Source organism: Erwinia sp. LJJL01, assembly GCF_047300805.2.
Lineage (GTDB): Bacteria > Pseudomonadota > Gammaproteobacteria > Enterobacterales > Enterobacteriaceae > Erwinia > Erwinia aphidicola.
Window position 1 is genome coordinate 1,994,223 of sequence record NZ_CP178576.1, and the last position, 12,827, is coordinate 2,007,049.

The following is a 12,827-nucleotide window of genomic DNA, read 5'->3' on the forward strand; positions in this document are numbered from 1 at the left end:
TTAGCCACCTTGTTTATTGTTTAAGTTAATGATTTTTCTATTATTTATAGTGCTGTCAATGCATAGATAAAATGGAAGCAAAAGGATTAATGTCGTGACATAACGATGATCGATTAGTAGTGAATCAGTACTTCCATATAGCAAAGTAGGTGCCATTAACAGTAATGTTATAGTTGTGGAGCCTGTAAATCTGTATGAGGCATATATGGTGAAAATATAAAAAGCGAGTAGGATTATAACACCAAGTATCCCACGCAGTGTAATCGCTTCCAGCAGGTCATTGTGATAATGATATTTAATGACACGTAGTGCCTCGTGATTACCATTCTCATGATTATCAATGTATTGACGGGCAAGTGCATCTCGTCTATCGGCACTTTCCCCTAACATACTGCTACTAATAATTGAAAAGCCAGCTTTCCACATACTGAATCTTGAACCTAGCGAAGTGCTCTCATCATTATTTTTATACTCATTGTACTCGATAAATGAACGCTCTAATCTTTCCGTCGCAGTATGGATTCGTGGAAGAAATAAAGATATCGCACAAACAGTCATTACGGCCAATAAAACAAGGTTCTGTTTGTTAAAGAATTTTTCTTTCAATAATAGTAATAGTAAAATTAGTGGGTAAGTCAGCAAGACCGATCGTGTCTGTGTAAGTAATACAATATAACTACTTATCATCACAACGAAAATCACCGATATGCTTCTGTACCAACCATTGAGCTTTAAAGTGATATAAGTAGCTGCTAGTGAAATAATCACAAAAACATAGGCTGTCATAGTTGCGACTGTTTTCAATTCTAAGCGTCTATTAGGTACTGAAAGTTTAAAAGCAATTAATGTGGTATAAATAAATCCAATTGTTACCCAACTGTAAGCACCAAGCCATCCTTTATCAGATATCTTATCTCTATGAGAGATTAAATATATTGAAATTATTGTACCTAAAAACATCCTTTTCGCCGCTTCTCTATAATTCAGATCTATCTCATGTAACATTGTTGAACTAAAAATAACCGTCTGTAAATAGAGAGAGAAACTTAGTAGAAGGACAATGAATACTATAAATGTTGCATAATTCAATTGCGGTTTGGTTTTCTTTATAAAAAAATCTATCAATGCTATAGCTGCTGCAAGATAAAGCGCATTGCGGCATATTGTCGATGCTACTAAAGATGATGAGAGTGAAATACAGCTAAGCCATAAAACCAGTGTTGTTGTTTTAGAATGTTTCATTAGTTTATACTTCTATCTGATAATTCATTTTTTACATAATAGCTTAGCTTAGTATTAAATTCTGACATGAAGTCATTATAATCAAAATTTTCAGATGTATAGCGTTGCGCATTAGCGCTAAACTTAGCATAGGATTCCTGAAAAAGGAGTCGCTCTACAGCATCAGCACATGCTTTATGAGATAAAACCTGAGGTTCTATCAAAAAGTCATTAACAGGATCATACACCTTATGTGGAAAATCTATACTTACTCCGGATAATTTTTTATGTTCCTCTATGCTGACGGATGGTTTTACACCAATACCACAGTATTCATCACGGATGGCTTCAGGTTGTCCATCAATTAAAGGGAATACTACAGGTACTGAAAAATATAACGCTTCCATTGATGAAAGGCCAAATGGTTCTGTAACGGGTGTACTTAAATAAATGTCGATTCGATTAAAAAAATCTTTAGTGTTGTCTTGGAATCCGCTAAAAATTACTTTTTTTTCTAAATTTAACTTACTCGCTAGTTCCTCAAACGTCACTTGATCTGGACCTTTCCCTGCAATTTCAAGCATGACGTTATGACCGCGATTGATAAGCTCCTGCAGGGTCAGCAACATCACGCTAATTCCTTTTAAAGAAACAAGTCGTGATGCAGTCCCTAATTTCACACACTGTGAAAGTAATCTTGGAGAGGTATCTATACCGGAAGGTGTTTGGATTCGATTTAATACCACATCAACATTACATTTTAAGTTAAATCTTAGCTCCATTACTCTTTTTGATGCATGAGACACTGCAATAATTCCATCCAGCATGGAAAAGAAATTCAGTGTTTTTTTGTTTTTCGCATAACGCCATGAACATCCGTGGTCATAATATATTAACTTACCACGCTTAGGCTTACTTATGAGTCCTGGTACAAGATCCCAGACAATGATTACATCAGCACCAGTGCGTTCTATTTTCCACTGCAATAAATATTTGCGAAAAATTTGAGGGCAGCGTAGTGACAGTGCGTTAAAAATACGATTTGCGAAAGTAATTTTTGTCTTCGGCAGTTGTTTTTTAATTTCTTCACCGATGCTATTACTTATACAAATCACATTGTCATTATTGTCTTTATTTCCGTTGATGTACTGCAGAAAAAGGCGCTCTACGCCACCCATCTTCTCCAGGTTAATAATGTGAAGTTTTTTCATGACGCTACCTGCTGTAATGTATTCCATACCTGACTGGCACTAATCCCCGCCATCTCCTTCCCCGTTTCCGGGCGCAGTACATACTGATTCTTGCCATAACCGCCAATCAACCCCGGGTCCGTCGGGCCATAAAGGGTAATATTCGGTCGATCGAGGGCGGCGGTCAAGTGGCTAAGGCCGGTATCAACCGATACCACTGCACGCGCACCCGCCAGCGTGCGGGCAACCTGTTCCAGCGTCAGCTTAGGCAGGACCTCAACAAAGTCGAAGCCCTCGGCCAGCCTGAGTGCGCGCTGATGCTCATGCTCGGCACCCCAGGGCAATTTAATCTTTAGGCCTGAAGGCTGCATTAATCCGATCAGCTCACGCCAGTGGCTTTCCGGCCAGTGCTTATTATCGCGGGTGGTGGCGTGTAAAAACACCAGGTACTGGTTGGCATCAGCGGGCAGTTCGGCGGTGAAGTGCCGGGCAATGGCGTAGTCACCGGTAGTGGTGGGCAGGTCGTAACCAAGACTTTTGGCGAACAGTTCGCGGGTACGCTGCACCGCGTGCTGCTGCTTACTGATTTCGTAACGCTTATCGTACCACCAGCTGGCAAATGGCTCGCGTGCGCTATTTCTGTCTGCGCCGTGTTTGATACCTTTCGCCAGGCGCGTCACCAGCGCGGCGCTTTTAATCAGCCCCTGGGCGTCAATCACCGCGTCATATTCCCGCGACTGCAGTTCGCGTTTGAATGCGACCCGCTCTTCACGCACCTGGCTACCGAACCAGTGCTTACGCCAGCGGCGGATGGCAACAGGTAACACGCGGTCGACCGCCGGGTGCCAGGAAGGGATCTGGGCAAAGCCCTCTTCCACCACCCAGTCAAAGCGAATACCGGGAATGGCGTGCATGGCGTCAGTTAACGCCGGCAAAGAGTGAAGCACATCCCCCATGGAGGAGGTTTTAATTATCAGAACCCGCATTCAGACTCCAGGCCGGGGGCAAAGCGTTTCCAGCTCGGTCAGGACGCGTTCTGGAGTAATATCAATCAGGCTCTGGTGATAGCCTTCGGCGGCATCACCTTTACGCACTTTATGGTAACCCGTAATCAGGCGGATCACGCGTGCTTTATCGGAAAGTGGTGGGGTGAAATCCGGGCTGCTTGGGCCATACAGCGCGATCAGCGGGCGGTCGAGCGCGGCGGCGATGTGCATCAGCCCCGAGTCATTGCTGATCACGGCATGGCAGGCAGCCAGCAGGATGACTGCCTGCTCCAGCTGGGTTTTCCCGGCCAGATTACAGCAGTGCTGGCGTGACTCTTCAGCCAGCGAGGCGAGGATCGCTTCGCCGGTCTCAGCGTCTTTCGCCGAACCAAACAGCACCACCTGGTAGCCCTGATCGATCAGGCGCTGCGCTAGCGTGGCGTAGTGGTAGTGTGGCCAGCGTTTAGCCGGACCGAACTCAGCGCCGGGGCAAAAACCAACGATCGGGCGCTGCGGGTTAAGGCTGAATGCGGCAACGGTCGCCTGCTTCTCATCTTCCCCTACCGCCAGCTTAGGCCACAGCAGCGGCTGCGGTAGATCTTGCGCGCGCTGAATACGCGCCTTGTCATAGCCAAGCGCGACATAGCGCTGCACCATCAGCGGAAAAGCCGCTTTATCCAGCACGCGGACATCATTCAGCAGCCCGTAACGCATCTCACCGCGCCAGCCGGTACGGCGGGGGATGGCGGCGAAGAAGGGCACCAGCGCAGATTTAAATGAGTTTGGCAGTACGTAAGCACGCTCATAGCCGGCGGCACGCAGCGACTTGCCCAGACGACGGCGCTCGCCAATTTCCAGCGCGCCGTGGCCGAGCGGCATGGACAGCGCCTCGTGCACTTCCGGCATGCGTGATAGCAGAGGACGGCACCACGCGGGTGCCATCACATCGATTACGGCGTCAGGATTTTCGGCCTTCAGGGTGCGATAGAGACTTTGCGACATCATCATATCGCCGACCCATGACGGGCCGATTACCAGAGTTTTCATCGCCGGAAGGCCTCTTACGCGTTACGGTTCAGCCAGGCCATATACTCTGCCACGCCTTCGGCGACGGTTTTAAACGGCTTGTCATAGCCTGCCGCACGCAGTTTGGTCTGGTCCGCCAGGGTAAACGCCTGGTAGCGGCCTTTCAGCTTTTCCGGGAATGGAATGTATTCGATCTCGCCGCTCTGATGATATTTCAGGGCGGCATCGGCCACTTCCTGGAAAGATTCGGCGCGGCCGGTACCGCAGTTAAAGATGCCGGAGACCCCATTTTCCCAGAACCACAGGTTTACGGAGGCCACGTCTTCCACGTAGATGAAGTCGCGCTTAAAGCCGTCGCTGCCTTCAAACAGCTTCGGGTTCTCGCCGTTGTTCAGCTGGGTATTGAGGTGGAAGGCGACGCTCGCCATGCTGCCTTTATGGCCTTCACGCGGCCCGTACACGTTGAAGTAGCGGAATCCGCACACCTGAGACTGCGCCTCCGGCAGGATGTTACGTACGTAGTGGTCGAACAACATTTTCGAGTAGCCGTAGACGTTCAGCGGCTCTTCATACTGGCGCTCTTCGATAAAGTCAGCGTTGCGGCCGCCGTAAGTGGCGGCGGAAGAGGCGTACAGGAATGGAACCTGATGCTCCAGGCACCAGTGCAGCAGCTCTTTCGAGTACTGGTAGTTGTTATCCATCATGTATTTGCCATCCCACTCGGTGGTGGAAGAGCAGGCGCCTTCATGGAAAATGGCTTCCACATCACCGAAGTCTTCATCGGCGAGCAGTGAAATCAGAAAATCTTCTTTATCCATGTAGTCGGCAATATTGAGATCCGTCAGGTTGGCGAATTTAGTGCCATCTTTCAGATTGTCGACCACCAGAATGTCGGTGTGACCCTTATCATTCAGCGCTTTAATGATGTTGCTGCCAATAAATCCAGCGCCGCCGGTAACGATAATCATGAGCTTTAACCCTAATACAGTGGGGTGAAACAGGAGGTTTCACACGCTAATGGCTCTTATCATAACATCTCATTGCGCCCTCGACAGCCAGAGGAGTCCGTAACCCCCGCTGCTCAGCGTTATTTTCCGTGAGTTATGCTGCAAAATTCACATTCCCCCGCGTGGTTGTTCAAGCCTGTGCTTCACTTTCAGTAATCTGTATCGCAAAAAATGATTTCTGGAGGATAAAGGTGAGTCAGGATTTCTATCAACAGCTTAAAGGAGAGTTGGCCCGCGCGGAACAGGAAGGGTTGTTCAAGCGTGAGCGGCAGATTATCAGCGAGCAGCAGGCGGAGATCGTGCTGGCGGATGGCAGCAGGCTGCTGAACTTCTGTGCCAATAACTATCTTGGCCTGGCGAATCATCCCGCCTTAATCGCCGCGGCGAAAACAGGCATGGATACCCACGGTTTTGGCATGGCCTCGGTGCGTTTTATCTGCGGTACGCAGGACAGCCATCGTCAGCTGGAGCAGCAGCTGGCGGCGTTTCTCGGCATGGAAGATGCCATCCTCTACTCCTCCTGCTTTGACGCCAACGGTGGGCTGTTTGAGACGCTGTTAAGCAAGCAGGATGCGGTGATTTCCGATGCGTTGAATCACGCTTCAATCATTGATGGTATCCGCCTGTGTAAAGCGCAGCGCTACCGCTATGCCAACAACGACATGGCGGAGCTGGAAGCGTGCCTGCAGCAGGCGCAGGCGGCCGGAGCGCGCCATATTTTGATCGCCACCGACGGAGTGTTCTCCATGGATGGCGCGATCGCCAACCTGCGCGGCGTCTGTGACCTGGCGGAACACTACAAGGCGCTGGTGATGGTAGACGACTCGCATGCCGTCGGCTTTGTCGGCGAGCAGGGGCGCGGCAGCCATGAACACTGCGACGTAATGGGGCGGGTAGATATTATCACCGGCACGCTGGGTAAAGCGCTTGGGGGCGCCTCAGGTGGCTACACGGCGGCTAAAAAAGAGGTGGTGGAGTGGCTGCGCCAGCGCTCGCGGCCTTACCTGTTCTCTAACTCGCTGGCGCCCTCAATTGTTGCGGCCTCGATTCAGGTGCTGAATATGCTGGCGGACGGGCAGGGCTTGCGCCAGCGCCTGTGGGACAACGTGCGCTATTTCCGCAGTGCGATGAGCGCGGCGGGCTTTACCCTGGCCGGGGCCGATCATGCCATTATCCCGGTGATGCTGGGCGAAGCGCGGCTGGCGCAGGAGTTTGCCAGCCGCCTGCAGCATGAAGGGATTTACGTTACCGGCTTCTTTTATCCGGTGGTGCCAAAAGGAGAGGCGCGTATTCGCACCCAGATCTCCGCCGCGCACAGTCAGGCGCAGCTGGAACGTGCCGTAGCGGCCTTTGTGAAGGTGGGCCAGGAACTGGGCGTGATTGCCCAGCGGGAGGCATGATGAAGGCCTTAGCCAAGCTGCACGCTGAGCCGGGGATCTGGATGATTGAGGATGCGGCAATTCCGGAGCCGGGCCATAACGACGTGCTGATTAAAATCCGCAAAACGGCGATTTGCGGCACCGACGTGCATATCTACAACTGGGATGAGTGGTCGCAGAAGACTATTCCGGTGCCGATGATTACGGGCCATGAATATGTTGGTGAAATTGTTGCGCTGGGCCAGGAAGTGGCTGGCTTTCGCATTGGCGACCGCGTGTCCGGTGAAGGGCATATCACCTGCGGGCACTGCCGCAACTGTCGCGGTGGCCGCACGCATCTGTGCCGCAATGCGATTGGCGTCGGCGTCAACCGACAGGGCTGCTTTGCCGAGTATCTGGTCATCCCGGCGGTGAACGCCTTCAAAATCCCCGATAACATTCCTGACGATCTGGCGGCGATTTTTGACCCGTTTGGGAATGCGGTGCATACCGCGCTCTCCTTTGACCTGGTCGGCGAAGACGTGCTGATCACCGGTGCCGGGCCGATCGGGATAATGGCGGCGGCTATCTGTCGTCACGTTGGCGCCCGGCACGTGGTGATCACCGACGTTAACCAGTATCGGCTGGATCTGGCGCGCAAGATGGGCGTCACGCGGGCGGTGAATGTCAGCCATGAAAATCTGCCGCAGGTGATGGCGGAACTCGGCATGACGGAAGGGTTTGACGTCGGGCTGGAGATGTCCGGCGTACCGGACGGGTTTCGCGCCATGCTCGACGTGATGAACCACGGCGGGCGCATCGCTATGCTCGGTATCCCCCCTGCCTCAATGGCAATCGACTGGAATCAGGTGATTTTCAAAGGGCTGTTTATCAAAGGGATCTATGGCCGGGAGATGTTTGAAACCTGGTATAAAATGGCCGCACTGCTGCAGTCCGGGCTGGATCTGACCCCGGTGATCACCCACCGCTATCCGATTGCTGCCTTCCAGCAGGGCTTTGATGAGATGCGCTCCGGGCATTCAGGGAAAGTGATCCTCGACTGGAGCTAATTCAGACAGGGTCGACCAGAAAAGCGGGCGACCCCTATATTATTATGCATATCAGTGAGTTGTAGAGGCTGGTCCTCATTTTCGGTCAGCCCGGGTGGGTCTGACGGAAAAAAGGTCGGCCTCTACAGCGGCTATTTCCCGAAAAGGTTTTTCTTCAGGCTCTGCACCAGCGGATTGTTGCTGATGCTGTCAGCGATCACGCTCAGCGCACGCGTGGCCGGCACCGGTTTAACCGTCACCTTGCACACGTCTGCGCCGCGGAACGGATTACGCGGCTGCGGTTTTTCTGCCGGCAGCGGGCGATTGCTGCCGCGCTGCGGCTCGTTCAGCAGCTGGCTCGGGCGCACCAGGGTAATATCGGCGGGCAGCGTCGGCAGCATCTGCTGCAGCACGCGCACCGTGGTCGGATGCGGATGGCCGATGGCGATCGCGGAGCCATCGCGCTGCGCCAGGCGTACTGCTCGGGTAAACTGCTGGCGAATATCGGCCTCGTTCTGCGTATCGTCAAGGAATACGCGGCGCTTGATCACCTTCACGCTGGTGCCTGCGGCGGCGCGGGTTGACTGGCTGTTGCCGATGGTCATGCTGTCGAGGAAGTAGAAGTTGTAGCGATCCAGCACCTGCATCACTTTCTGCATTCCCGGCAGGCTGGAGGTCATCGCGCTACCCATATGATTGTTTAGCCCAACGGCAAACGGCACATCGGCGACGGCTTCACGCACGATGCGCGCAATCTCCTCGCTCGACATATCCGGGCGCAGCGTGTCTTTTTCCAGCGGCTGTTTGCTAAGCGGGGCCATCGGCAGGTGGATCAGCACCTCGTGGCCGCGCTGGTGGGCTTTGGTCGCCATCTCACGGGCGTGCGGGGCGTTGGGCAGCACCGCGACGGAGATGGCTGCAGGCATCTGTAATACCTGATTTTCCTGCGCGGGGCGATAGCCGAAATCGTCAATGACAATCGAAAGCTTACCGGCGTACACCGGGCTGACCATCACGATGGCGACCAGCAGACCGCTGAGTTTTCGGAGTTGAAACAAAACTATCTTCCTAACCACGGTAGTGGATTGACTGCCTGTCCCTGACGGCGGATTTCAAAATAGAGTGACGGCGTGCCGCGCCCACCGCTGGTGCCGACCAGCGCGATAGGCTGTCCTGCGCGGACCTGGGTACCTACGCTCACCAGCGCACTCTGGTTATAACCATACAGACTCATATCGCCTTTGCCGTGCTCGACCACGACCACCAGGCCGTAGCCCTGCAGCCAGTCGGCCATCAGCACGCGGCCATCGGCAATCGCTTTGACTTCGGTACCTTCCGGCGCGTCGATGACCAGTCCTTTCCAGCGCAGTTCCCCCTGCAGCTGCTCACCGAAGCGGTGTTCAATGCTGCCGCGGATCGGCCAGACCATCTGACCGCCCGGCCGACCAAGGCCGCCGGTGCGCGACATCAGCGACCGCTCGCTGTCGGTCGGTTTGTAGGTGGTGCCTTTGCTCTTCGCCTGCGCCTCACGCTGGCGAACTTTTTCAGCCTCGCGCGCTTCACGTTCCGCCCGCGCCTTAGCTTCACGTTCGGCCCTGGCGATTTTATCCTGCAGGCGGCTTTCGTTCTGACGCAGCTCAACCAGCTGGGCCTGATCTTTCTCCAGCGAGGATTCGAGCGTGGTGATGGTTTTCTTGCGCGCCTGGCGAGCGCTTTCCAGCTTCGCCTGCTGCGACTGCTGCTGTGCTAATAGCGACTTCTGCTGGGCCTGCTTATCCACCAGGCTGGCTTTCTGCGCAGAGAGATCGCTGCGCGTTTGCTTGAGGTCTTCAATCGATTTCTGGCGCGCCTCATTGAGGTAGCCGAAATAGGCCAGCATACGTTCGCTGCGCTGGCTCTCTTCATTGCTGAGGATCAGCTGCAGCCCGCTGTGCTGGCCCTGGCGGAAAGCGGCATCCAGCTGCTCAGCCAGAATCGATTCCTGCTGGGTCTGCTGCTGCTGGAGTTGAGTAATGGAGGCATTAAGCGCGGAAATCTCTTTATTCAGCGTGGTGAGGCTGCTCTGCGTGTCGCGCAGCTGGCGGCTGGCCTGGGCAATGACCTTCTCCTGGCTCTGCAGCTGGTCAAGGAGCTGGCTGCGCTGCTGCTTTTGCAGCCTGACGCTTTTCTCTTTTGCCGCGATATCCTGTTGAATACTTTGCAGCTGAGACTTGTTGTCTTCTGCCGCGAGAGCGGAAAAAGAGAACAGCAGGGCGCTGGTACAGAGTACCCCGACTGCCAGATTGGACATGCTTACGCGCAGTGGCAGGGCAGCAGCCTGCTGTTTACGCGGGGTCCATGAATGTAACACTGTCGCTTTTTCCCTCATAGCCCCGGATTATTCCACGATGAACAGCAGCTTACCAGCCATCTCGCGCTGGTTTTCTATTACTGACGGTAACATTTCCGCCAGATCCGATGCCACAAAAAGCCCTGATTGCACAACAATTCGCCGCTTAAGAACGCAGCGTCGCCATCACAGGATAGCTGCTTTCACTTAAGGCAACTTTTTTTTGTAATCTGTCGCAGAAAACATCACTCTGAGGCTCTACGCGACTGTACATGGCACTCCTGGCAGGTATACTCAGAAGCCTTGTTTTAGCTTATTAACCCTTTCGGGAGTTGTTACCCCTCATGCAAGATATTATGCAGTTCGCAGGCAATCACACCATTTTAGCTCTGGCGTGGGTTGTTCTGCTGGTTTTGGTGATCGTGACCACCGTTAAGGGCATGTTCTCCAAGGTAAAAGTAATTAGCCGTGGTGAAGCAACCCGTTTAATTAACAAAGAAGAAGCCGTGGTAGTGGACGTGCGTGGGCGCGATGATTACCGCAAGGGCCATATTTCTAATGCGATTAATGTGCTGGCCGCAGATATCAAGAAAGGTAGCTTCGGCGAGCTGGAAAAATATAAAGCCCAACCGCTGATCGTGGTGTGTGCTACCGGCACCTCCGCATCCGATTCTGCGGCGCAGCTGAATGCTGCAGGCTATGAGCAGGTTTACGTGCTGAAAGAAGGCGTATCCGGCTGGAGCGGCGATAATCTGCCGCTGGTGCGCGGTAAATAAACCGCGCGCAATAACGATTACTGGAGGGCCACCATGGCTAACGTTGAGATCTACACCAAAGCAACCTGTCCTTTCTGCCATCGGGCGAAAGCACTACTGAGCCAGAAAGGCGTGAATTTCAAAGAAATTCCAATTGACGGGAATGCTGACCTGCGTGAAAAAATGATTGAACGTAGCGGCCGGACCACGGTGCCTCAGATTTTTATTGATGCACAGCACATCGGCGGCTGTGACGACCTGTTTGCACTCGACGGTCGTGATGGCCTTGAACCGCTGTTAAAATAAGGGAAGGCTGCGCATCTGGCGCACATTGCCTGACTATTGCTGCAGCGCAATAACGGATTATTAACCAATAGGATTACGTACCATGTCAGAACAGAACAACACCGATATGTCTTTCCAGATCCAGCGTATCTACACCAAAGATATCTCTTTCGAAGCGCCTAACGCGCCACAGGTTTTCCAGAAAGAGTGGGAGCCGGAAGTGAAACTGGACCTCGACACCGCGTCAAGCCAGCTGGCTGACGATGTGTATGAAGTGGTACTGCGCGTCACCGTGACCGCAACCGTCGGCGAAGACTCTGCGTTCCTGTGTGAAGTACAGCAGGCAGGTATCTTCTCTATCGGTGGTATCGAAGGCACGCAGATGGCACATTGCCTGGGCGCTTACTGCCCTAATATTCTGTTCCCGTATGCACGTGAGTGCATCACCAGCCTGGTATCACGCGGTACTTTCCCGCAGCTGAACCTTGCACCGGTTAACTTTGACGCGCTGTTCATGAACTATCTGCAGCAGTCTGAAGGTGAAGGTGCAGCACAGCAGCAGGACGCTTAATGCGTAGCCTTCATGCTTCTATGAGCGTCATCGGTGCCGGCTCGTACGGCACCGCTTTGGCGATTACGCTGGCGCGTAACGGCCATGACGTGGTGCTGTGGGGCCATAACCCGCAGCACCAGGCGCAACTGCAGGCCGACCGCTGTAACACCGCTTTCCTTCCCGATGTCCCTTTCCCCGCTACGCTCCACCTTGAAACCGACCTCGCTGCGGCGATTGCGGCCAGCCGCGACCTGCTGGTGGTGGTGCCAAGCCACGTGTTTGGTGACGTGCTGCAACAGATTAAGCCGCATCTGCGCGCTGATTCGCGCATTGTGTGGGCTACGAAAGGTCTGGAAAAGGAGACGGGCCGCTTGTTGCAAGACGTGGCGCGTGAGATCCTCGGTGACGCTATTCCGCTGGCGGTGATTTCCGGCCCGACTTTCGCCAAAGAGCTGGCCGCTGGCCTGCCAACGGCGATTGCGCTGGCAGCGACGGACACGCAGTTTGCCGAAGAGCTGCAGCAGCTGCTGCACTGCGGTAAAAGCTTCCGCGTGTATAACAACCCTGATTTTATCGGCGTGCAGCTGGGCGGAGCGGTGAAAAACGTGATCGCTATCGGCGCTGGCATGTCGGACGGTATTGGCTTTGGCGCCAATGCCCGCACCGCGCTGATTACCCGCGGGCTGGCCGAAATGAGCCGCCTGGGTGCCGCGCTGGGCGCAGATGCCACGACGTTTATGGGCATGGCCGGGCTGGGCGATCTGGTACTCACCTGTACCGATAATCAGTCGCGTAACCGCCGCTTCGGCATGATGCTGGGGCAGGGTGCCGATGTTGAAGGCGCACAGGCCACGATTGGGCAGGTGGTGGAAGGATTCCGCAATACCAAAGAAGTGAAGGCGCTGGCTGCGCGGTTCGGCGTGGAAATGCCCATTACCGAGCAGATTTATCAGGTGCTTTACTGTGGTAAGAATGCGCGTGAGGCGGCAACCAGCCTGCTCGGGCGCACAAGGAAGGACGAAAACAGCGGGAGCTGACCGGGTTCATCGTGTTGTGATGCTGGCGCCC

At 53.6% G+C, this 12,827-nt stretch carries 13 protein-coding genes; 6 read left to right on the forward strand and 7 right to left on the reverse strand.

Features of this window, described 5'->3' with window-relative positions; translation table 11 throughout:
- Genes ACLI4M_RS10085 through rfaD form a run of 5 tightly spaced genes read right to left on the reverse strand, consistent with a single transcriptional unit; the run spans nucleotide 1 to nucleotide 5,391 of the window.
- A complete protein-coding gene (locus ACLI4M_RS10085; RefSeq protein WP_133622310.1) occupies nucleotides 1-1,242 on the reverse strand; it encodes an O-antigen ligase family protein in 1,242 nt (413 codons plus the stop codon).
- On the reverse strand, nucleotides 1,242-2,432 hold the full coding sequence (locus ACLI4M_RS10090) for a glycosyltransferase family 4 protein (RefSeq protein WP_133622309.1): 1,191 nt from the start codon (nucleotides 2,430-2,432) through the stop codon (nucleotides 1,242-1,244). Before ACLI4M_RS10090 ends, ACLI4M_RS10085 begins: the two co-directional genes overlap by 1 nt.
- Complete coding sequence (rfaC, locus tag ACLI4M_RS10095; RefSeq protein ID WP_133622308.1) at nucleotides 2,429-3,397, reverse strand: lipopolysaccharide heptosyltransferase RfaC; 969 nt, start codon at nucleotides 3,395-3,397, stop codon at nucleotides 2,429-2,431. Before rfaC ends, ACLI4M_RS10090 begins: the two co-directional genes overlap by 4 nt.
- Nucleotides 3,398-4,444 (reverse strand): ADP-heptose--LPS heptosyltransferase RfaF, encoded by a 1,047-nt coding sequence (gene rfaF, locus ACLI4M_RS10100; protein WP_133622307.1) that lies wholly within the window; start codon nucleotides 4,442-4,444, stop codon nucleotides 3,398-3,400. It lies immediately after the preceding gene.
- Nucleotides 4,445-4,458: 14 nt separating this feature from the next.
- Nucleotides 4,459-5,391 carry an ADP-glyceromanno-heptose 6-epimerase gene (rfaD, locus tag ACLI4M_RS10105; RefSeq protein ID WP_099754394.1) on the reverse strand — a complete coding sequence of 311 codons (933 nt, stop codon included), beginning with the start codon at nucleotides 5,389-5,391 and terminating at the stop codon, nucleotides 4,459-4,461.
- A 230-nt stretch (nucleotides 5,392-5,621) separates the two neighbouring features.
- Here rfaD and kbl point away from each other — a divergent pair, with 230 nt between their 5' ends.
- Both kbl and tdh read left to right on the forward strand, forming a co-directional pair.
- Nucleotides 5,622-6,830 carry a glycine C-acetyltransferase gene (kbl, locus tag ACLI4M_RS10110; protein WP_133622306.1) on the forward strand — a complete coding sequence of 403 codons (1,209 nt, stop codon included), beginning with the start codon at nucleotides 5,622-5,624 and terminating at the stop codon, nucleotides 6,828-6,830.
- Nucleotides 6,830-7,858 (forward strand): L-threonine 3-dehydrogenase, encoded by a 1,029-nt coding sequence (tdh, locus tag ACLI4M_RS10115; protein WP_099754404.1) that lies wholly within the window; start codon nucleotides 6,830-6,832, stop codon nucleotides 7,856-7,858. The genes kbl and tdh overlap by 1 nt, the downstream gene beginning before the upstream one ends.
- A 131-nt stretch (nucleotides 7,859-7,989) precedes the next feature.
- On the opposite strand, the gene ACLI4M_RS10120 is transcribed toward tdh, so the two are convergent.
- A complete protein-coding gene (locus ACLI4M_RS10120) occupies nucleotides 7,990-8,895 on the reverse strand; it encodes a divergent polysaccharide deacetylase family protein (protein WP_133622305.1) in 906 nt (301 codons plus the stop codon).
- 2 nt (nucleotides 8,896-8,897) lie between these two features.
- Nucleotides 8,898-10,205 carry a murein hydrolase activator EnvC gene (gene envC, locus ACLI4M_RS10125; protein WP_048914246.1) on the reverse strand — a complete coding sequence of 436 codons (1,308 nt, stop codon included), beginning with the start codon at nucleotides 10,203-10,205 and terminating at the stop codon, nucleotides 8,898-8,900.
- Between the two features lie 305 nt (nucleotides 10,206-10,510).
- On the opposite strand from envC, the gene ACLI4M_RS10130 reads away from it, so the two are divergent.
- The 4 genes from ACLI4M_RS10130 (at nucleotide 10,511) to gpsA (ending at nucleotide 12,796) form a co-directional block, all read left to right on the forward strand.
- Nucleotides 10,511-10,942 (forward strand): rhodanese-like domain-containing protein, encoded by a 432-nt coding sequence (locus ACLI4M_RS10130; RefSeq protein WP_048914247.1) that lies wholly within the window; start codon nucleotides 10,511-10,513, stop codon nucleotides 10,940-10,942.
- A 33-nt stretch (nucleotides 10,943-10,975) separates the two neighbouring features.
- A complete protein-coding gene (gene grxC, locus ACLI4M_RS10135; RefSeq protein ID WP_048914248.1) occupies nucleotides 10,976-11,227 on the forward strand; it encodes a glutaredoxin 3 in 252 nt (83 codons plus the stop codon).
- A gap of 82 nt (nucleotides 11,228-11,309) precedes the next feature.
- Complete coding sequence (gene secB / locus ACLI4M_RS10140) at nucleotides 11,310-11,777, forward strand: protein-export chaperone SecB (RefSeq protein WP_048914249.1); 468 nt, start codon at nucleotides 11,310-11,312, stop codon at nucleotides 11,775-11,777.
- Nucleotides 11,777-12,796, forward strand: a complete 1,020-nt coding sequence (gene gpsA, locus ACLI4M_RS10145) for an NAD(P)H-dependent glycerol-3-phosphate dehydrogenase (protein ID WP_133622304.1) — start codon at nucleotides 11,777-11,779, stop codon at nucleotides 12,794-12,796. The genes secB and gpsA overlap by 1 nt, the downstream gene beginning before the upstream one ends.
- Nucleotides 12,797-12,827: the final 31 nt, after the last annotated feature.

Coding starts and splice junctions, on each gene's coding strand:
- ACLI4M_RS10085 (WP_133622310.1), bottom strand. CDS start 1,242: ATGAAACATTCTAAAACAACAACACTGGTTTTATGGCTTAGCTGTATT.
- ACLI4M_RS10090 (WP_133622309.1), bottom strand. CDS start 2,432: ATGAAAAAACTTCACATTATTAACCTGGAGAAGATGGGTGGCGTAGAG.
- rfaC (WP_133622308.1), bottom strand. CDS start 3,397: ATGCGGGTTCTGATAATTAAAACCTCCTCCATGGGGGATGTGCTTCAC.
- rfaF (WP_133622307.1), bottom strand. CDS start 4,444: ATGAAAACTCTGGTAATCGGCCCGTCATGGGTCGGCGATATGATGATG.
- rfaD (WP_099754394.1), bottom strand. CDS start 5,391: ATGATTATCGTTACCGGCGGCGCTGGATTTATTGGCAGCAACATCATT.
- tdh (WP_099754404.1), top strand. CDS start 6,830: ATGAAGGCCTTAGCCAAGCTGCACGCTGAGCCGGGGATCTGGATGATT.
- envC (WP_048914246.1), bottom strand. CDS start 10,205: ATGAGGGAAAAAGCGACAGTGTTACATTCATGGACCCCGCGTAAACAG.
- ACLI4M_RS10130 (WP_048914247.1), top strand. CDS start 10,511: ATGCAAGATATTATGCAGTTCGCAGGCAATCACACCATTTTAGCTCTG.
- grxC (WP_048914248.1), top strand. CDS start 10,976: ATGGCTAACGTTGAGATCTACACCAAAGCAACCTGTCCTTTCTGCCAT.
- secB (WP_048914249.1), top strand. CDS start 11,310: ATGTCAGAACAGAACAACACCGATATGTCTTTCCAGATCCAGCGTATC.
- gpsA (WP_133622304.1), top strand. CDS start 11,777: ATGCGTAGCCTTCATGCTTCTATGAGCGTCATCGGTGCCGGCTCGTAC.